The following is a 20,426-nucleotide window of genomic DNA, read 5'->3' as shown; positions in this document are numbered from 1 at the left end:
TTAGGCTTTCTTTTTGCTCTGGTCTTTAGTCTTGTTGGTATCCGATGGCAAATGGCGACCAATAAGTTTGCGGTAGCCGAATGCTCCTATAATACCGCCGATAATCGGTGCGGTCAGAGTAACCAGACAGTAAGGGATTTCACGTCCACCAGTCAGAGCGATATCTCCCCAACCTGCCAGATAAGCAATGAGTTTAGGGCTAAAGTCACGGGCCGGGTTTAGGGCGAAACCGGTTAATGGGCCAAATGCGCCACCAATAACGGCAATCAGAATACCAATCAGTAACGGAGCCAGAGGCCCGCGTGGAACACCGTTACCATCGTCAGTGAGTGATAGAATCAGACACAGCAGCGCTGCGGCAATGATGACTTCTACCATAAATGCTTGAGAAATAGATAGTGATGCCATCGGGTAAGTGGAGAATACGCCTGCTGTAAACAGGCTTTCAGGGGTGCCGCGAACAATATTATGTACTTGCTCGTAATCAAGGAATACGCTGTAGTACATCATATAGATGATAGCGGCAGCGACAAAACCACCGATCATTTGGGCAATAATAAAAGGAACGACTTTTTTGCCCTCGAAACGGGCAAACAGCCAGAAGGCAATTGTCACCGCCGGGTTAAGGTGACCACCGGAAACACCTGCGGTGAGATAAACTGCCAATGCGACACCCATCCCCCAAATGATACTGATTTCCCACAAGCCCAGTTGTGCGCCGGCAATTCGGGCAGCGGCAACACAACCTACGCCAAAGAAAACCAATAGTGCGGTACCAAGAAACTCAGCGATACATTGTCCGGTTAATGTCGTGCTAGTGGTTTGGCTCATATGTTCTATCCTACGAAGAAGATTTTGGAGTGGTAATTATTATTTTCGCCTTTCAGCATTGAAAGGAAGGTTTTGTAAATTTATCGTTAATGCGCGGAAACGAGAAATAGCGAAATTGAAATGTGTGTGTTGTGTCAACAAAATGAGCGGTTCCGCATTTTTTTGGCATTTTGCTAAAAATTAAAGTGTGAGACACTTTGCGGTTTTTATTTGATAGTTATTTTTCATGTGTTGGGGATGTTGCTAGACAGGGACGCTTTGGCTACATACAATCAGACGATTGCTTATAAGGGGGAACCGAGAATGTCATTTGAAGTTTTTGAAAAGCTGGAAGCTAAGGTTCAGCAGGCGATTGATACTATTACCCTGCTACAAATGGAAATTGAAGAATTAAAAGAAAAGAATAAGTCTTTGTCTCAGGAAATTGAAACCGCAGCCAGCAGCCGCGAGTCTCTGGTTCATGAGAATGAGCAATTAAAACAAGAGCAGCAAGTCTGGCAGGAGCGTTTGCGTGCCTTGTTAGGCAAAATGGAAGATGTCCAGTAATTACAAATTGCCGGCAGACAAAAAAGGGCGATCTAAAAAATCGCCCTTGATCTTATACGCTGTCGTTAGATGATCTCTTCATCTTCACTGTCATCAAGTGCCAGTGGCTCTTCAGATAGAATGATGCCCGTATTGTCAGCATACAGATAATCGCCGGAGAAGAAGGTTACACCACCGAAATTTACCCGGATATCGCTTGCACCGGTTCCTTCATCACGACAGCCAGCAGGAATGGCCGCTATAGCCTGAATACCAAGGTCAAGCTCTGCCAGCTGGTCAACTTGACGTACCGCACCGTAAACGACAATGCCCTCCCATCCATTTTGCACAGCGAGTTGTGCCAGTTCTGCGTCAATCAATGCCTGACGTACAGAACCACCACCATCTATCAGTAAAATACGGCCGTGACCGTTGTCTTCAAGCAGGTCGTAAATTAACCCGTTGTCTTCAAAACATTTGACTGTGATGATTTGACCACCAAATGAAGTACGCCCACCAAAATTGGAGAACATAGGCTCTACCACATTTACTTCTTCTTGATAGATGTCACAAAGCGCGGAAGTATCATATTTCATAGGATTTACGTCTGGTTAAGGTATGGAACAGTAAGTATATCCCTTTCAGGTTGATGTTAGCAAAATCATCAATAATTAAGAACAAGTCCAGCCGAAAACAGAATGTTAGTCAGTAATGCCGCTTTAACCATATGTTCCAGCATTGGGCGCATGCCTTCTGGTGTGGGTTCGTTGAGCACATACCACATGTGTTTGAGCAACAAAGGCAATGCAAGCAGGAACAGCCAACCGGACCAGCCTGGCAGATTTTGTATGGTAAACAAGACCAAGCAGAGGGTGGCTCCGATGATGAGACAGGCATGATAATAGCGGGCTTTTTGGGGGCCGAGACGGACAGCAAGGGTGTTTTTGCCATTCCGTTTGTCATCTTCAATATCACGCAAGTTATTAATATTTAAAACAGCAGCGGAAAGAAGACCACAGGCGGTTGCCGGCAGCATGACAATTGAGTCAAAAAACCCCGCTTGAAGATAATAAGCCCCGGCAACACTTAACCAGCCAAAGAATATCAGTACGGAAATATCTCCAAGTCCTATATAGCCATAGGGTTTTGCGCCGACTGTATAGGTAATTGCAGCAACAATTGCCAGCAGACCAAGGACCAGAAAACCTAATATGTCCCTGGGTTCTTCACAGGCAACGGCAATGAGGGCAATTCCAGACAGGCAAGCCAACAGCACCGTAATCTTCAGCGCTTTTTTCATCTGCGAGGCGGTGATAACGCCTTTTTGCATACCGCGCAGTGGCCCGATACGTTTTTCAGTATCACTTCCTTTGACAACATCGCCGTAATCATTGGCGAGATTGGACAGAATTTGTAACATAGCCGCTGTTAACAGAGCCAGTAAGGCGACAGGCAGCTTGAAATGTCCTGTCCAGACTGCAAGGGCAGAGCCGGTAATAATGGCTGCGAGGGCGAGTGGCAGCGTTTTAGGGCGTAAACTCTCCAGCCATGCTTGAGTTTGACTGACGGAAGTTGGTGAGTTCATTTCTACGTTAACTTACTCCTTTAAATATTATAAAAAATAAATGGGAGGCGAGCCTCCCATCAATAATTATAGCGGATAAGAAACCGTATATTCCGATTATAGGATAAATCGGCTCAGATCTTCATCTGCAACCAGCTCATCTAAATGTTCTTTGACGTAATTGGCATCGATATCAACTGATTGACCAGGACGTTCGCTGGCGTCAAAAGAGATATCTTCCATCAGTCGCTCAAGAACAGTATGCAAGCGACGGGCGCCGATATTTTCGGTTGATTCGTTTACCTGCCATGCCGATTCAGCGATTTTGCGGATGCCATCAGCGGTGAAGCTGATGTTCATTCCTTCTGTTGCCATCAGCGCTTTATACTGTTCCGTCAGGGATGCATTAGGTTCAGTCAGAATACGTTCAAAATCTTCTGTGGTTAATGCCTGTAATTCTACACGGATTGGCAGACGCCCTTGTAATTCAGGGATCAGATCTGAAGGACTGGAAACCTGGAATGCGCCGGAGGCGATAAACAGGATATGGTCTGTTTTTACCATACCGTGTTTGGTGGATACCGTACAGCCTTCCACCAGTGGCAACAGGTCACGCTGAACACCTTCACGGGAAATGTCAGGGCCTGAAGTTTGGCCGCGTTTACAGATTTTGTCGATTTCATCAATGAAGACGATACCGTGTTGTTCAACCGAATCAATGGCCTGTTGTTTCAATTCTTCCGGGTTAACCAGTTTAGCGGCTTCTTCTTCCACTAGCAGTTTGAAAGCATCTTTGATTTTCAGCTTACGGGATTTATGCTTTTGACCGGCAAGGTTCTGGAACATGGATTGCAACTGGTTAGTCATCTCTTCCATGCCGGGAGGTGCCATGATCTCTACGCCCACCGGTGTGGTGGCAACATCGATCTCGATTTCTTTATCATCAAGCTGACCTTCGCGTAACTTCTTACGGAATGCTTGACGAGCGGCTGAGGGTTCAGATTGCGTCTCCGCTTGTCCCCAGTTATTTTTTGCTGGTGGGATCAAGACATCCAGAATGCGCTCTTCTGCCAGTTCTTCAGCCCGGTAACGATTTTTTTCAATGGATTGCAGACGAACCATTTTAACCGCAGCATCGGTCAGATCACGGATGATAGAATCGACTTCTTTACCAACATAGCCAACTTCGGTGAATTTTGTCGCTTCAACTTTGATGAATGGCGCGTTTGCCAGTTTTGCCAGCCGCCGGGCGATTTCGGTTTTACCGACACCTGTTGGGCCAATCATCAGAATATTTTTAGGCGTTACTTCATAACGCAGCATTTCATTCAGCTGCATACGACGCCAGCGGTTACGGAGTGCGATAGCTACAGCGCGTTTCGCTTTGTCCTGACCGATGATGTGGTTGTCAAGTTCGCTGACAATTTCGCGTGGAGTCATTTCAGACATACTATCTACCCTTACGCTTTTGAAGGAAGCTCTTCGAAGTTGTGATTATGGTTGGTGTAAATACAGATATCACCGGCAATTGTCAGTGCTTTCTCTGCAATTTTTCTGGCACTGAGATCGGTATTTTCCAGCATTGCCCGTGCGGCGGACTGCGCGTATGGACCACCGGAACCAATGGCAATCAGGTCATTTTCCGGCTGAATAACATCGCCGTTACCTGTAATGATCAGGGAGCTATTTTCATCTGCCACTGCCAGCAATGCTTCCAGTTTGCGTAGCATGCGGTCGGTCCGCCAGTCTTTGGCAAGTTCAACGGCCGCCTTGGTCAGATGCCCTTGATGCATTTCAAGTTTACGTTCAAACAGTTCAAACAGAGTAAAAGCGTCTGCTGTACCGCCAGCAAAACCCGCGATTACTTTGTCATTATAGAGGCGGCGAACTTTGCGGACATTGCCTTTCATGACGGTATTACCCATCGTTGCCTGTCCATCACCACCGATTACGACTTGGCCGTTACGGCGAACACTTACGATTGTAGTCACGAATAAGCCCTTGGTTACAAAAATAGATAAATGTGACGCACGGTACTTTCGACAGTGTATTAGCTATCGAAAATACCGTGTGCACGGTGCTAGCAGTATAAATGGGGGAGAATTATCATTTTTCAACCCCCAGTAGCACGGAGAATACAACCGGGTACGCCAGCGCTTTTCAGGCGTTCCTGCATTTTTCCTGCGGTACTTTTGCTGTAAGGGCCAAGAACGACACGATGCCAGCCGTCTCCCGTTGTGATTTGGCTTTCAATACCCGCAAATGCCAGGCTGGCGCGTACTGACTCAGCCTGGTCCATATTGCGGAATGAACCACATTGCAAAATCATACGTTGTGCATTTTCTGCTGGTTTAGGTTTGCTGGGTTCAGCCGGTGACGGTGTCTGTGGCTGAACTGGTTGAGTCTGCATTTGTTGTTGTGGCAATGTTTGCTGAGGTTGGGGTCTTGTTTCCAATGGTTGTTGCGTCTCTGCTGATGGTTTGATGATCACTTGTGAACGCGGTACTTGAACGCCATTGTATGGGACTTCTGGTAATGAAGTCGCTGGTTGACGCATATCTGCCTGCATTTGTTCAAGCAACTGCCGTTGTTCTGCCGTCAGCGGAATGCGTGATTTTGTCTGCTCGCCGGATGATGGCTCACGTGGCGTCGCGATACCAACAGGGCGATTTTCCAATTCTTTGATATAGCGCCAGCGCTCTTCTGGTTTTGGCGGTAAGCCATTATTTTGCTGAGGATGTTTTGGTAGTACGTCTGGCGCGCTTTTTTGTCCATTGTGGGTAATAAAGTAAAGGCCGCCAATAAAGATAACGACCAGTGCTACCGCGACTGCCAGAGTGGTTTTTGGCAGACCCTGGGACGGGTATTTTTTCTTATCGGTGTTTTTACGTCGGGCGTTTGAACGCCCGCGACTCACATAATCTCGTTGTGCCACTGTCTAATTCGCTGAGTTATTTAAATAAAAGGAAATAAACAACATGTTACTTAACCTGGAGTTATTTGCCTAGCTTTTAGGCGAACAGGTGCTTTGCCGGATGATTAATTCAGATTCCAGTAATTGAGAACCGCCAGATGTTGTATGGCCCTGGATTTGATCCAACAACAATAACATTGCTTTTTGACCAATCTCATAACGGGGTTGTCCAACGGTTGTTAATGGCGGATCGCTGTACATGGCCAGGCTTAAGTTATCAAACCCAATGATTGATAAATCTTGCGGTATTCTTAAGCCCATTCTTTTAGCCTGCCACATAACGCCAATCGCCATCACATCGCTGTGGCAGAAAATAGCTGTTGGGGGTTCTGGCAGAGACATCAGCTGCTCGGTCAGTTTTGCGCCGCTTTCATGGGTAAAGTTACCCTGGACGATATAATCTTCACGGATTGTCCCGCCAGAACGACGCAACGCCTGAATATATCCCTGAAGGCGGTAGCGGCAAAGCAGGATATCGCCCGGCCCGGAGATACAGGCAATGTGTTTATGCCCCAATGTTTGCAGGTAATGAGTGGCATTGAATGCTGCGGTTAGGTTATCAATATGAATAGTCGGCAGTTCCAGCTCTGGCGCAAATTCGTTTGCCATGACCATGGGGGGCAAGTTTTTTTGTTCTTCTTTGCTGGCGTCAAATGGAATATTGGAGCCAAGCAGCAACAGGCCATCAATTTGTTTGGTGACAATCAAGTTGAGAAATGCGTGTAGCTGTTTTTGCTGATGTTGACAATCACCGATTAAAACCAGATAACCCTGTTGCGTTGCTGTCTCTTCAATCCCGCAAATCACATCAGTGAAAAAGGGGTCACTGATATTTGGCACTATGACTAAAACCGTTTTCGACTCGCTGCGTTTAAGATTACGGGATAAATTATTTGGGTAATAACCCACAGCCAGTACAGCTTGTTCCACTTTTTGTCGTGTCTGGGAAGAAACCTTTTCTGGATTCATGAGAGCTCTTGATACTGTTGCGGTAGAAACGCCAGCCACTTCAGCGACATCTTTCATCGTTGCGGAGGTGCCATTCTTTTTCTGCTCCAAAACTCACTCCTCATTTCCTGACTGATTAGTTAAACGATTGTCATTTTCTGGTTGCCGGGAGACCGTCAGTGACCTTAGGAAAGTCACGACATTTTGGTTTAAGGTGATGACAATGTTATTAAGGGACCATTCTAAACAGTTTGGCAAATTCGTTTGTTCTTTAGTTTACAAAAAAGTGTGATATGAATCATTTATTCGATATGGCTCGCAAATTAGTGAATAATTTTTTATTAATTGAGGATGACTCAATTGATTTTACTCATTTGTTAATAGAAGTATGCTTAATCTGATAACGTTATATGTTTTAAAATAAAGATGATTAATCACTAACCATCCGTTGGGTCAACATCAATATTCCATTTCACTTTCCGGGTTTGCGGCAGAGCCATTATTTGTGGATAAACCATCATCATGATTTTTTGTAAAAAAATTCTGGATGGATGTTGAATCAATAGTTGCCAGCGATAACGTCCACCTCTTTTTGCCTGTAATGCGGGAACTGGCCCCATTATCCATAAGTTATCATCACGCAGAGGATGATTTTCAAAAAGCAGGCGCAATTGCTGTAAAAAAGCCGGTGCTTGCTGATTATCGTGATCTTCTGACCGCAAGATAATGTGGCTGGTAAAGGGCGGCAAAAATACACTTTGGCGTTCATCCATCGCCTGAGTTGCGAAGGCGTCGTAACCTTTATTCAGCAGAATTTGCAGTAACGGATGGTCAGGATGATGAGTTTGGAGAACCACTTCTCCCTGTTTACCTGCCCGGCCGGCACGACCAGAAACTTGCGTATAAAGCTGTGCGAAGCGTTCTGCTGCCCGGAAATCGGCTGAGAACAGGGCGCCATCAACATCCAACAAAGCGACCAGTGTGACATCGGGGAAATGGTGGCCTTTTGCCAGCATTTGGGTACCAATCAGTATACGGGCGCCACCGGCATGAATGTCGGCCAGTTGTTGTTCCAGGGTTCCTTTGCGGCTGGTGGTATCCCGGTCAATGCGGGTAACCGGTACATCAGGGAACAGTGTTGTAATACCGTCTTCAAGCTGCTCTGTGCCAAGGCCAACAGGCTGAAGATGAGTAGAGCCGCATTGTGGACACTGGCGGGGAACCGGGCGTTGGCTGTCACAATGATGGCAACGCAACTGACGATGGTGCTGATGCAAGGTGTAATAATGGTCACAGCGTTGGCATTCTGCAATCCAGCCACATTCATGGCAGAGCAGAGCAGGTGAGAAACCGCGGCGGTTGAGAAACAGCATTACCTGATTATCGGCTTGCAGATGTTCTTCAATGCGCTTTATCAGTGGTTGAGATAACCCGACTTTGAGTGGCAAACCTTTTAAATCCAGCAGATGTTGAGTTGCTGGCTGGGCATGACCTGCTCGTTTGGATAATGTTAGCTGGCGGTATTTGCCCTGTTGCACATTATAAAGTGTCTCCAGTGCCGGAGTCGCAGAACCCATAATCACCGGGATATTCTCTTTCTTTGCCCTGAATACCGCTAAATCACGGGCATGGTAACGCCAGCCCTCCTGTTGTTTGTAAGAACTGTCGTGTTCTTCATCGATAATGATGACGCCAAGGCAGGCAAAGGGGGTAAATAAAGCTGAACGTGTACCGATGACGATTGCATTCTCACCACGTTGTGCCCGTAACCAGACAGCAAGGCGTTCACTGTCATTCAGGGCTGAATGAAGAACATCAACCGGAGCATTGAAGCGTTCTCTGAAACGACGGATTGTTTGTGGTGTCAGGCCAATTTCCGGTACAAGTATCAGCGCTTGTTTACCTTGCGCCAGAATATTTTCCAGCACGCTGAGATAAACTTCCGTTTTACCTGATCCGGTAATGCCGGCCAGTAACCAGGGAGAAAATTGCTGGTCCTCCGCACGGATAGCACCAACTGCTGTGGCTTGTTCTGTATTTAATTTCAGGCGTTCGCCGGTGATTTGGAAGTGATTTCGCCAGTTCTGAGATTCAGGTTGCACCGGGTATAAATCAATCAGTGACTTCTTTTTGAGTGACTGGAAGGCGCTTTCGCTTAACTCCAGTTCTGTAATCTGATGGCGATATATTGCTTTTCGGCGCAGTGCTGCCAGCACCTGTTGCTGTTTTGGTGAACGTTTCAATTGCGCCAAGGGTATTTCAGCTCCCGCTGGAGTCAGTTGCCATTGCCAGAGCGGGGAGGATTCAGAGGGTTTTCCTTGACGAAGCAGTGTCGGCAATGCATGGAACAGCACTTCTCCGATGGGATAATGGTAATAGCTGGATGCCCAAAGTAGTAATTGCCAGAGATCTTCTGAAAATAGGGAATGAGTGTCGAGAATAGATTCAATCAATTTCAGTTGTTCCGTTGGAATATCACTGCTGTCAGTTGTTCCGGTGACGATACCAATTGTCTTGCGGTTGCCAAATGGGACGGCCACCCGCATCCCTGCAACGGGTACTTGGTTCTCTGCGGGCAACAGATAATCAAAAGAGCGGGCAAGAGGGATAGGCAGGGCAACCTGAACGACGGTCATAAAATTATTCCGGGTGATCAATAAATAAAGTAAAAATTGGCTATAGAGTATCATAGACAATCAGCGGATTTCATTGCGGGATGGGCAGATATTCTGTATGATCCGCCGCCTTTGGTACAAAAGATACCAAACTTATTTTATCAACACGACGTGTGGTGTCTGGCGGCAACAGGGCTGGATAGCGACACGGCCTTAACAGAGGTTATCCCATGAAAAAAGATATTCACCCTAAATATGAAGCAGTTACTGCAACTTGTTCTTGCGGTAATGTAATGCAGATCAAATCTACCGTTAATCGCGCTCTGAATCTGGACGTATGTGGCCAATGCCACCCATTCTATACTGGTAAACAACGTGATGTTGCTACCGGTGGTCGTGTTGATCGCTTCAACAAACGTTTCAACGTTCCAGGTGTTGGCAAGTAATTGCCAAATTGTATCTGTTTATAAAGCAGATCAACTGGTATGAACAAACGCCCGATGTTTTGCATCGGGCGTTTTGTATTTAAATCGGTCATTTTGTATTTTAATTAGTAAAAACCCCCTGAATTTTGCAGGAGGTTTCGTTATACCACTATCAATATTCCCAGGTATCGGGATCAATGCCTAATTCCCGCATAATCCCTTTAGCAGCCTCTGGGATTTCGTCATTACGCTCTTTGCGTAAATCAGCGTCATCGGGCAGTGGTTGCCCGGTGAATGCATGCAGGAATGCTTCACACAGCAATTCACTGTTAGTCGCGTGACGCAGGTTATTTACCTGGCGACGGGTGCGCTCATCAGTGAGGATCCTCAACACTTTCAAAGGAATTGAAACTGTGATTTTCTTCACTTGTTCGCTTTTTTTGCCATGTTCAGCATAAGGGCTGACATATTCACCGTTCCACTCAGCCATGGGGTACCTTAAATAGTCGTGAAGTCATAAAAGTAAGCTGGATAACAGAACCCGCTTTCGTTGCAAAATATTGCCATTTTATCGTGATTTCCTTATCAATTATACAGTTATAGTATATGCGATAAACTAATGACTACTAATAATAAAAGCAGCATAGTTATGATGGATAATTATCCCATTACTTAATCTAACCGTAAAGAGGTTTAGATGTCTAGATGTGTTGACGTCCATTGTGGTGGCGGGTATTCTTCCCTGACTCGAATTTATGACAGGCAGTGGTAACTGATATGACACGCAAACAGGCAACAATAGCAGTTCGCAGTGGGCTGAATAATGATGAGCAGTATGGCTGTGTTGTTCCACCTATTTATCTTTCCAGTACATATAATTTTACTGATTTTAATCAGCCGAGAACACATGATTATTCCCGGAGGGGTAATCCAGGCCGCGATATGGTGCAGCGGGTATTAGCTGAACTGGAAGGGGGAGTAGGTGCTGTTATGACCAGCAGCGGCATGTCGGCGATTCACCTGTTATGTACGGTTTTTCTTAAGCCGGGCGATCTGTTGGTTGCTCCCCATGACTGTTATGGCGGCAGCTACCGCTTGTTTGACAGCCAGAGTAAACGCGGTGCTTATGAAGTGGCTTTTGTTGATCAGAGTGATGAACAGGCGTTAAAACAGGTATTGTCCAGAAAGCCAAAGTTGGTATTAATTGAAACGCCAAGTAATCCTTTATTGCGTATCGTGGATATTGCCTATATATGCCGGCTTTCCCATGATGTCGGTGCGACAGTGATTGTCGATAACACTTTCCTGAGTCCTGTATTACAAAAACCGCTGGCATTGGGGGCAGATCTGGTTGTTCATTCCTGTACTAAGTATCTTAACGGACATTCTGATGTTATTGCCGGAGCCATTATTGCAAAGGATGAAGATATCGCGGCGGAGCTTGCCTGGTGGGCGAATAATATTGGTGTGACCGGTGCTGCGTTTGATAGTTATCTTCTGTTGCGTGGGATGCGTACTTTATCGCCACGGATCCTTTTACAGCAAAATAATGCGCGGGAGATTGTGAATTATCTTCAACAGCAACCGTTAGTGAAGAAACTTTTTTATCCTGCTTTGAAAGATCATCCAGGGCATGAAATTGCCTGTAAGCAACAGTCCGGTTTTGGCGCAATGATAAGTTTTGAGTTAGATGGCAGTGAATCGGCAATACGCTGTTTTCTGTCTGAGTTGAAATTATTTACTTTGGCGGAATCATTGGGAGGCGTGGAAACGTTGATTTCCCATACTGCTACCATGACTCATGCGGGAATGTCAGCACAGGCAAGAGCGGAAGCGGGTATTACGGATTCACTGTTGCGTGTTTCTGTGGGTATTGAAGATAGTCAGGATTTAATCGCTGATTTGGAAAATGCATTTCAGGCAGTATTAAAGGAGTGACCATGAGTGCACTGGCAGTAGCAGGGGCGGAAAATGGCCGCCAATTACATAAGTTTGGTGGAAGCAGCCTCGCGGATGTGAAATGTTATCAACGGGTAGCCAAGATTATGGCTAATTATAGCCAACCTGGTGATTTGATGGTGGTATCCGCGGCAGGCAGCACAACCAACCAGTTAATTAACTGGCTTAAACTCAGCCAGAACGACCGTATTTCTGCCCATCAGGTACAGCAGGTTTTGCGCCGTTATCAGCAGGATCTTATCAGAGGTTTGCTGCCTGAAACTGTTGCTGAAGAGTTAGTGAAGCGTTTTATTACCGATCTTGAAAGGTTGAGTGCATTACTGGATAAGCCGGTGAGTGATGTGACTTATGCAGAAGTTGTGGGGCACGGAGAGATCTGGTCTGCACGTTTGATGTCAGCGGTACTTGAAGCTCAGGGCATCGCCAGTGACTGGGTGGATGCCCGTCAGTTTTTACGCGCTGAACGGGCGGCTCAACCCCAAGTTGATGTTGACCTTTCTCAGCCATTGCTGAATCAGCTATTAACTCAAAATCTTAATAAACGACTGGTTGTAACGGGATTTATCTCCAGTAATCATGATGGAGAAACGGTTTTACTGGGGCGAAATGGCAGTGACTATTCTGCAACGCAGGTTGGTGCTCTGGCAGGGGCTAAACGGGTAACCATCTGGAGTGATGTCGCCGGTGTTTACAGTGCTGATCCGAGAAAAGTAAAAGACGCCTGTCTGTTACCTTTATTACGTCTGGATGAAGCGAGCGAGCTTGCTCGTCTTGCCGCACCTGTGCTGCATACCCGAACCTTACAGCCTGTTTCCGTCAGTGATATTGATTTACTGCTGCGTTGCAGCTACCAGCCGGAGCAGGGCTCCACCCGTGTTGAAAGAGTTTTGGCTTCTGGGACTGGAGCAAAAATTGTCACCAGCCATGATGAAGTTTGTCTGATTGAATTGCATGTGGCTGCTCATAATGATTTCAAACAGATATACAAAGATATTGATCTGTTGTTAAAGCGGGGACAAATCCGCCCACTGGCAACCGGTATCCATCCGGACTGTAACCTGATTCAGCTCTGTTACACTTCCGAAGTGGTGAATAGTGCATTGGAGGTTTTGGAAGATGCTGCGCTGCCGGGGCAACTTTCCCTGAGAGAAGGATTGGCGTTGGTGGCGCTGGTTGGGGCGGGTGTCTGTAAGAATCCATTGCATTGCCATCGTTTTTATCAGCAGCTTAAAGATCAGCCGGTAGAATTTATCTGGCACGCGGAGGATGGTATCAGTCTTGTCGCTGTGTTGCGGACCAATCAGACTGAACATGTGATTCAGGGGCTGCATCAGTGTTTGTTCCGGGCTGAAAAGCGAATTGGCCTGATTTTGTTTGGTAAAGGAAATATCGGCTCCCGTTGGTTGGAGCTATTCGCCCGTGAGCAGAAAAATATTTCTGCCCGCAGTGATTTTGAATTTATTCTGGCGGGTGTAGCGGATAGTCGCCGGAGTTTGCTTGACTATCAGGGGATTGATGCGAGCCGGGCATTAGCTTTCTTTGATGCTGAAGCGACAGAGCACGATGTCGATGAGCTGTTCCTGTGGATGCGGGCGCACCCTTATGACGATCTGGTGATCCTGGATGTGACTGCCAGTGAAGAACTGGCACGATGTTACAGTGATTTTGCCAGTTATGGTTTCCATGTTATCAGTGCCAATAAAATTGCCGGTGCTTCCTGTAGTAATGATTATCGTCTTATTCGTGACGCATTTGCCAAAACCGGTCGTCACTGGTTTTACAATGCAACCGTTGGCGCAGGCTTACCTATCAACCATACAGTGAGAGATTTACGCGAGAGTGGCGATACCATTTTATCCATAAGTGGTATTTTCTCCGGTACGTTATCCTGGCTGTTTCTGCAATTTGATGGTTCAGTGCCATTCAGTGATTTGGTTGAACAGGCGTGGCAGCAGGGACTGACAGAACCTGATCCACGTATTGATCTGTCTGGTCAGGATGTCATGCGTAAACTGATTATCCTCGCCCGTGAAGCCGGCTATGAGATTGAGCCAGAGCAGGTGCGTGTTGAGTCATTAGTGCCGAAAGAAGCGAAATCAGGTTCTATTGAGCAGTTCTTTGATAACAGCGGTGCTATCAATGAGCAAATGGTACAGCGATTGGCTGCGGCACAAGAAATGGGCATGGTATTGCGCTATGTCGCCCGTTTTGATGCGAATGGTAAGGCTAAAGTCGGTGTTGAGGCGGTACGTCCCGATCACCCACTGGCTTCCTTGTTACCGTGCGACAATGTATTTGCAATTGAGAGCCGTTGGTATCGTGATAATCCGCTGGTGATCCGTGGGCCGGGTGCTGGTCGTGATGTTACAGCAGGCGCGATTCAGTCTGATCTTAACCGTTTGTCACAACTGCTTTAGGTTGCAAAATCCCCACTTGTTTGCTGATGCAATTTCCTTCGCTTGATATTTGAGGTAACGAGGGGAAGGGTGTTCTGGTAAAGACACCCTTCTTCATCGCTGCCTTGGCTGTCTTGATCTGCCAAATCGGTATAAACAGCGCCAAATATTTCTTGATGAATTTTTTTCCGATTCAGGATGAATATTACTCACCATCTTAACTCAAACTTATTGTTGACTAAAAAATCCCAATCCTTCATCTTATTTAGACGTCTAAACGTATAGATGGTTGGGAGTTTAGATGTTTAAATAAAAGTAACTGGCAAATTATAAGACAGGAAATTATTCCGCTTGTTTAACGAGGTACAGGGTATGAGTTTTTTTCACGCTAATCAGCGAGAAGCGCTGAATCAGAATCTGGCTGAACTGGAAGGACAGATCCGTGTTTCATTTGAATTCTTTCCACCGCGTACAGCTGAGATGGAAAAAACCCTGTGGAAATCCATTGGTCGCTTGAGCACTCTCAAGCCTAAATTTGTTTCTGTTACTTATGGGGCTAACTCTGGTGAACGTGACCGTACCCATAGCATTATCAAAGGAATAAAAGAGAAAACCGGTCTTGAGGCTGCTCCGCACCTCACCTGTATTGATGCCAGTCGCGATGAATTGTGCGAAATCGCCCGTGATTATTGGAATAATGGTATTCGTCATATTGTGGCTTTGCGGGGTGATTTACCTGATAACAGTGAAAAGCCCAAAATGTATGGGGCTGATCTGGTTGAATTACTTAAGAAAGAAGCTGATTTTGATATTTCAGTGGCTGCTTACCCTGAAGTTCATCCTGAAGCGAAAAATTCTCAGGCTGATCTGATTTGCCTGAAACGAAAGATTGATGCGGGTGCGAACCGTGCGATTACTCAATTCTTCTTTGATGTGGAAAGTTATCTGCGTTTTCGTGACCGCTGTGTTGCCGCCGGAATTGATGTGGAAATCGTACCGGGTATTCTGCCGGTATCCAACTTCCGTCAGCTGAAACGTTTTGCAACAATGACCAATGTTCGTATTCCAAGTTGGATGACCAGAATGTTTGAGGGGTTGGATGATGATCCTGAGAGCTCTAATCTGGTTGGTGCTTCTATCGCAATGGATATGGTGAAAATTTTAAGTCGTGAAGGTGTGAAAGATTTCCACTTTTATACCTTAAACCGTGCAGAACTGAGCTATGCAATTTGTCATACTTTGGGTGTTCGTCCTTAATCTTTGGCTCTTACTAAGAAAATCTCTTGGTAAGAGCATGTTTTTTTCTATCGCATTTTTACAGAGCTTAGGTTTTTATTTTCTATCTAGATAATTAGGATTAATCTATTTTTGATATTTGATTTTATAGAGTTGAGAGAATAAAAGGGTTTTAATGTTAGTAAATAATTCATTGTTATCAATTAAATTATTAAATATAAACTATAGTAAACGGTTGCTATGGTTATTATAATTTCATAATATCTTTTCACACGATTACCACTCTTAATCTCTGGTTATTAGATTCATTATTTCGCATTAACCTCCCGCATTCTGCTAAACATTAAATAACGTTTCATAATTCTGCTACACATAACCTTCTTCAACACATTGTTATACATGGGATTATTGGTGGTATAAGATGCGGCACTATTTTGGAATCTTATTTAATAGTTACCATGTCATTTTTTTACATTCTAACGTGAAAATATGTTTGTAGCCTCCTTTCTTGGCTGATAAATATATTTATAATGTCTGATGTAATTATGTGGTATTTTGTCGTATTCGCTATTTTATACTAGCAAAATTAGAGGATAAATCAGCCCTCTGGGTGTTTTCAGACGAATAATACTCGTCTACATCTTTCTGAGTCCTAACCTGTTACTGCACATTTGCAATCGGCCTTTGCTTGCTGCAATAACATCACCAATGAGAGATAATTATGAACAACTCATTCTCAAGCACTATCGATACTATTTGTCAGAAACTGCAATTAACTTGTCCGGCGGAAATTGCCCTGTACTCCTTCGGTACTTTCCGGGAAAAAACCCGAGAAATGGTTAACTGGGGAGAAGCAAAACGAATTTATGAAACTGCACAAGCAGAGCAGAATAAGAACCTGCTTTATGAAAAACGTATTTTCGCCTACGCTAACCCGCTGCTGAAAAGTGCTGTTCGATTAGGTACCCGGCAAATACTGGCTTTTACACAAGGTTATAGTGATCTGTTTGGTAATCGTGCTGATAGTTATGCTGCGCCAGGCTCGGTGGCATCTATGTTCTCGCCAGCGGCTTATTTAACCGAATTGTATCGTGAAGCTAGAAATCTGCATGACAATACCTCAATTTATTACCTGGATAAACGTCGCCCAGATTTATCAAGCTTAATGCTCAGTCAGAAAAATATGGATGAGGAGATTTCAACGCTGACTCTCTCTAATGAATTGTGCCTTGCTGGGATCGAAACAAAAACAGGAAAATCACAAGATGAAGTGATGGATATGCTCTCTACTTATCGTTTAAGTGGAGAAACGCCTTATCACCATGCTTACGAAACCGTTCGTGAAATCGTTTATGAACGTGATCCAGGGTTCCGTCATTTATCACAGGCTCCCATTGTTGCTACCAAGCTCGATCCTGTGGCTTTGTTGGGTATCAGCTCCCATATTTCGCCAGAACTGTATAACTTGCTGATTGAGGAGATCCCGGAAAAAGATGAAGCCACGCTTGATGCGCTTTATAAAACAAACTTTGGGGATATTACCACTGCTCAGTTAATGTCACCAAGTGATCTGGCCCGATATTATGGCGTCTCACCGGAAGATATTGCCTACGTGACGACTTCATTATCACATGTTGGATATAGCAGTGATATTCTGGTTATTCCGTTGGTCGATGGTGCGGATAAGATGGAAGTGGTTCGTGTTACCCGAACACCATCGGATAATTATACCAGTCAGACGAATTATATTGAGCTGTATCCACAGGGGGGTGATAATTATTTGATCAAATACAATCTCAGTAATAGTTTTGGTTTGGATGATTTTTCTCTGCAATATAAAGATGGTTCCGCTGATTGGGCTGAGATTGCCCATAATCCCCACCCTGATATGGTCATAAATCAGGAGTATGAATCACAAGCGACAATCAAACGTAACGACTCTGGCGATATACTCAGTATAGGATTACAAAGATGGCATGGCGGTAGTGATAATTTTGCCGCCGCCAATTTTAAAATTGACCAATACTCCCCGAAAGCCTTCCTGCTTAAAATGAATAAGACTATTCGTTTGCTAAAAGCCACCGGCCTCTCTTTTGCCACATTGGAGCGCATTGTTGATAGCGCCAATAACACTAAATCAATCACTGTTGATGTATTAAACAAGGTCTATCGGGTCAAATTCTACGTTGAACGTTATGATATTAGTGAAGAGACGGCTGCTATTCTGGCTAATATTAATATCTCTCAGCAAGCTGTTCTCAATCAGTTCAGCCAGTTTGATCAACTGTTTAATAACCCACCGCTTAATGGCATTCGCTATGAAATCAGCGAGGATGACACTAAACACCTTCCTAATCCTGATTTGAATCTTAAACCGGACAGCACCGGTGATGATCAGCGTAAGGCCGTGTTAAAGCGCGCTTTTCAGGTTAACGCCAGTGAGTTGTATCAGATGTTACTGATCACTGATCATAAAGAAGACGGCGTGATAAAAAATAATCTGGAGAATCTGTCTGATCTGTATTTGGTTAGCTTGTTGGCACAGGTTCATAACCTGACTATTGCTGAGTTGAATACCTTGTTGGTAATTTGTGGCTATGGAGAGACCAATATTTATCAAATTTCCGACGATAATCTGGCAGAAATATTAGAAACATTGTTGTGGATCACTCAGTGGTTGCAGACACAAAAATGGACAGTTGCCGATCTGTTCCTGATGACCACGACCACATACAGTAGTGTTTTGACACCAGAAATCAGTAACCTGACTGCTACGTTGTCCTCAACTTTGCATGGCGAAGAGAGCCTGGCTGGGGAAGATCTGAAAAAAGCCATGGCACCTTGCCTCACTTCGGCTTTGCATTTGACTTCGCAGGAAGTTGCATATGATCTGTTATTGTGGATTGATCAGATTAAGCCAGCACAAATGGCCGTTGATGGTTTTTGGAAAGAAGTGCAAACGGCACCAACCAGCGAAAAAGTGATCACTTTTGTTCAAGCGCTGGCGCAGTTGAGCCTGATCTATCGTCGTATTGGATTAAGTGAAACGGAGCTGTCACTGATCGTTACCAATGCGTCTTTGCTCGTTACAGACAAAAATGTACTGGACCACGATCAGCTAACTTTGATGGCCCTGGAAGATTTCCATAGCTGGGTAAACCGTTTGGGGCAACAGGCTTCCTCTGTATTGACGGCATTAAAAAATGGAACTTTGACCGTTGCCGATATAGCACAAGCTATGAATGAAGAAACATCTCTCGTGCAAATGGCGGCTAATCAAGTAGCGCCGGGGCTAACAAAGTTGACCAGTTGGACACAGATTGACGCTGTTTTGCAATGGTTACAGATGTCTTCTGCTCTGGCTGTTTCACCGATGGATTTGTCAGGGATGATGGCCCTGAAATATGGAACAGACCACAATTATGCTGTTTGGCAGGCTGTGGCTGCTGCACTTATGGCTAATCACGCTGATCAGGCACAGAAAAAACTCGATGAGACACTCAGTAAGGCACTATGTAACTATTATATTAATGCTGTTGTGGATAGTGCTGCTGGAGTACGTGACCGTGACGGGTTATATACCTATTTGCTGATTGATAATCAGGTTTCTGCCGATGTAATGACCTCACGCATCGCTGAGGCTATCGCGGGTATTCAACTGTATGTTAACCGAGCTTTAAATCAGGATGAAGGCCAGCTTGCATCGGACGTTAGTACTCGTCAGTTCTTCACTGACTGGGAGCGCTATAATAAACGTTACAGTACCTGGGCTGGTGTCTCTGAACTGGTCTATTATCCAGAAAACTATGTTGATCCAACTCAGCGCATTGGGCAAACCAAAATGATGGATACGCTGTTGCAATCTATCAACCAGAGCCAGCTAAATGCGGATACGGTGGAAGATGCTTTCAAAACTTATTTGACCAGCTTTGAGCAGGTTGCAAATCTGAAAGTGATCAGTGCCTACCACGACAATGTGAATGTGGATCAAGGGTTAACTTATTTTATCGGTATTGACAAAGCTGCTCCGGGTACGTATTACTGGCGTAGTGTCGATCACAGCAAATGTGAAAATGGTAAGTTTGCCGCTAATGCTTGGGGCGAGTGGAATAAAATTACCTGTGCTGTCAATCCTTGGAAAAATATCATCCGTCCGGTTGTTTATATGTCGCGTTTGTATTTGTTATGGCTGGAGCAGCAATCAAAGAAAAGTGATGATGGTAAAACCACGACTTATCAATATAACTTAAAACTGGCTCATATTCGTTACGACGGCAGTTGGAATACGCCATTTACCTTTGATATGACAGAAAAGGTAAAAAGTTATACATCAACTGCTAAGGATGCTGAATCTTTGGCGCTGTACTGTACGGGTTATCAGGGAGAAGATACTCTGTTGGTTATGTTCTATTCGATGCAGAGTAATTATGGTTCCTATAATCCTACAGAGAAGAAGTATGCGCCGGTAACTGGGCTATATATTTTTGCCGATATGTCATCAGATACTATGACGGATGCACAAGCAACTAACTATTGGAATAATAGTTATCCGCAATTTGATACTGCGACAGTGGATGCAAAAAATGGCAATAAGAAAATAATAACTCGGAAGGTAAGTAACCGTTACGCGGAGGATTATGAAATTCCTTCTTCTGTGATAAACGATAGTAGTTGCTCTTGGGGGGCTCACAATTTAACCATGATATATGGTGGCAGTGTTCCCAATATTACCTTTGAGTCTGCCGCAAAAGATTTAAAATTGTATGCCAATATGACACTGAGAATTATTTATAAGGGATATGAGGGAACTCGTCGGATACAATGTAATCTTATGAAAAAATACGCTGCATTAGGTGATGAATTTGTAATTTATGATTCATCATTTCATTATGCAAACCGTTTTAATTTGGTGCCGTTATTTAAATTCGGCGCAGATAAAACATCAAGTGATAG

The 20,426-nt window shown here is 44.8% G+C and carries 14 protein-coding genes and 1 pseudogene; 6 read left to right on the top strand and 9 right to left on the bottom strand.

What is annotated here, in order from left to right; genetic code table 11:
* Complete coding sequence (locus tag LGZ99_RS20065) at positions 1-831, bottom strand: MIP/aquaporin family protein (RefSeq protein WP_021325395.1); 831 nt, start codon at positions 829-831, stop codon at positions 1-3.
* A gap of 303 nt (positions 832-1,134) precedes the next feature.
* Between LGZ99_RS20065 and zapB the strand changes: the two genes are divergently transcribed.
* On the top strand, positions 1,135-1,377 hold the full coding sequence (zapB, locus tag LGZ99_RS20060) for a cell division protein ZapB (protein ID WP_021325396.1): 243 nt from the start codon (positions 1,135-1,137) through the stop codon (positions 1,375-1,377).
* A gap of 65 nt (positions 1,378-1,442) precedes the next feature.
* Here the strand turns inward: zapB and rraA are convergent, their stop codons facing one another.
* The 7 genes from rraA to priA form a co-directional block, all read right to left on the bottom strand.
* Complete coding sequence (rraA, locus tag LGZ99_RS20055) at positions 1,443-1,952, bottom strand: ribonuclease E activity regulator RraA (RefSeq protein ID WP_021325397.1); 510 nt, start codon at positions 1,950-1,952, stop codon at positions 1,443-1,445.
* Positions 1,953-2,020: 68 nt separating this feature from the next.
* Entirely contained in the window at positions 2,021-2,941 is a 921-nt protein-coding gene (locus LGZ99_RS20050) for a 1,4-dihydroxy-2-naphthoate polyprenyltransferase (RefSeq protein WP_021325398.1), read from the bottom strand.
* Between the two features lie 96 nt (positions 2,942-3,037).
* A complete protein-coding gene (gene hslU / locus LGZ99_RS20045) occupies positions 3,038-4,369 on the bottom strand; it encodes an ATP-dependent protease ATPase subunit HslU (protein ID WP_036841018.1) in 1,332 nt (443 codons plus the stop codon).
* Between the two features lie 11 nt (positions 4,370-4,380).
* Positions 4,381-4,911 carry an ATP-dependent protease subunit HslV gene (gene hslV / locus LGZ99_RS20040; RefSeq protein WP_036841017.1) on the bottom strand — a complete coding sequence of 177 codons (531 nt, stop codon included), beginning with the start codon at positions 4,909-4,911 and terminating at the stop codon, positions 4,381-4,383.
* A 122-nt stretch (positions 4,912-5,033) separates the two neighbouring features.
* Positions 5,034-5,855: a cell division protein FtsN gene (gene ftsN, locus LGZ99_RS20035; RefSeq protein ID WP_262979501.1), complete on the bottom strand. Its 822-nt coding sequence runs from the start codon at positions 5,853-5,855 to the stop codon at positions 5,034-5,036.
* Positions 5,856-5,924: 69 nt separating this feature from the next.
* Positions 5,925-6,953, bottom strand: coding sequence for a DNA-binding transcriptional regulator CytR (gene cytR, locus LGZ99_RS20030; RefSeq protein WP_036841014.1), 1,029 nt, complete (start codon positions 6,951-6,953; stop codon positions 5,925-5,927).
* 326 nt (positions 6,954-7,279) lie between these two features.
* Positions 7,280-9,478, bottom strand: coding sequence for a primosomal protein N' (priA, locus tag LGZ99_RS20025; protein ID WP_036841013.1), 2,199 nt, complete (start codon positions 9,476-9,478; stop codon positions 7,280-7,282).
* Between the two features lie 209 nt (positions 9,479-9,687).
* On the opposite strand from priA, the gene rpmE reads away from it, so the two are divergent.
* Entirely contained in the window at positions 9,688-9,903 is a 216-nt protein-coding gene (gene rpmE / locus LGZ99_RS20020) for a 50S ribosomal protein L31 (RefSeq protein WP_021325402.1), read from the top strand.
* A 151-nt stretch (positions 9,904-10,054) separates the two neighbouring features.
* Here the strand turns inward: rpmE and metJ are convergent, their stop codons facing one another.
* On the bottom strand, positions 10,055-10,372 hold the full coding sequence (metJ, locus tag LGZ99_RS20015; protein WP_021325403.1) for a met regulon transcriptional regulator MetJ: 318 nt from the start codon (positions 10,370-10,372) through the stop codon (positions 10,055-10,057).
* Positions 10,373-10,659: 287 nt separating this feature from the next.
* Between metJ and metB the strand changes: the two genes are divergently transcribed.
* From metB to tcbA, 4 genes and pseudogenes are all read left to right on the top strand, one after another.
* On the top strand, positions 10,660-11,820 hold the full coding sequence (metB, locus tag LGZ99_RS20010; RefSeq protein ID WP_021325404.1) for a cystathionine gamma-synthase: 1,161 nt from the start codon (positions 10,660-10,662) through the stop codon (positions 11,818-11,820).
* Positions 11,821-11,822: 2 nt separating this feature from the next.
* Complete coding sequence (locus tag LGZ99_RS20005; protein WP_021325405.1) at positions 11,823-14,258, top strand: bifunctional aspartate kinase/homoserine dehydrogenase II; 2,436 nt, start codon at positions 11,823-11,825, stop codon at positions 14,256-14,258.
* Between the two features lie 351 nt (positions 14,259-14,609).
* On the top strand, positions 14,610-15,494 hold the full coding sequence (gene metF, locus LGZ99_RS20000; protein WP_021325406.1) for a methylenetetrahydrofolate reductase: 885 nt from the start codon (positions 14,610-14,612) through the stop codon (positions 15,492-15,494).
* A 700-nt stretch (positions 15,495-16,194) separates the two neighbouring features.
* Positions 16,195-20,426, top strand: a pseudogene (gene tcbA, locus LGZ99_RS19995) (insecticidal toxin complex protein TcbA); the annotation flags it as partial.

The organism is Photorhabdus temperata (assembly GCF_025384845.1).
GTDB classification, from domain to species: Bacteria; Pseudomonadota; Gammaproteobacteria; order Enterobacterales; family Enterobacteriaceae; genus Photorhabdus; species Photorhabdus temperata.
The sequence above is the reverse complement of the archived record's forward strand: the minus strand, read 5'-3'. Positions and strand labels throughout refer to the sequence as shown.

Bases quoted from the DNA above. Each gene is read 5' to 3' on its own strand.
- priA (WP_036841013.1), bottom strand. From the start codon at position 9,478: ATGACCGTCGTTCAGGTTGCCCTGCCTATCCCTCTTGCCCGCTCTTTT.
- LGZ99_RS20005 (WP_021325405.1), top strand. From the start codon at position 11,823: ATGAGTGCACTGGCAGTAGCAGGGGCGGAAAATGGCCGCCAATTACAT.
- rraA (WP_021325397.1), bottom strand. From the start codon at position 1,952: ATGAAATATGATACTTCCGCGCTTTGTGACATCTATCAAGAAGAAGTA.
- rpmE (WP_021325402.1), top strand. From the start codon at position 9,688: ATGAAAAAAGATATTCACCCTAAATATGAAGCAGTTACTGCAACTTGT.
- metF (WP_021325406.1), top strand. From the start codon at position 14,610: ATGAGTTTTTTTCACGCTAATCAGCGAGAAGCGCTGAATCAGAATCTG.
- metB (WP_021325404.1), top strand. From the start codon at position 10,660: ATGACACGCAAACAGGCAACAATAGCAGTTCGCAGTGGGCTGAATAAT.
- hslU (WP_036841018.1), bottom strand. From the start codon at position 4,369: ATGTCTGAAATGACTCCACGCGAAATTGTCAGCGAACTTGACAACCAC.
- zapB (WP_021325396.1), top strand. From the start codon at position 1,135: ATGTCATTTGAAGTTTTTGAAAAGCTGGAAGCTAAGGTTCAGCAGGCG.
- LGZ99_RS20050 (WP_021325398.1), bottom strand. From the start codon at position 2,941: ATGAACTCACCAACTTCCGTCAGTCAAACTCAAGCATGGCTGGAGAGT.
- LGZ99_RS20065 (WP_021325395.1), bottom strand. From the start codon at position 831: ATGAGCCAAACCACTAGCACGACATTAACCGGACAATGTATCGCTGAG.
- metJ (WP_021325403.1), bottom strand. From the start codon at position 10,372: ATGGCTGAGTGGAACGGTGAATATGTCAGCCCTTATGCTGAACATGGC.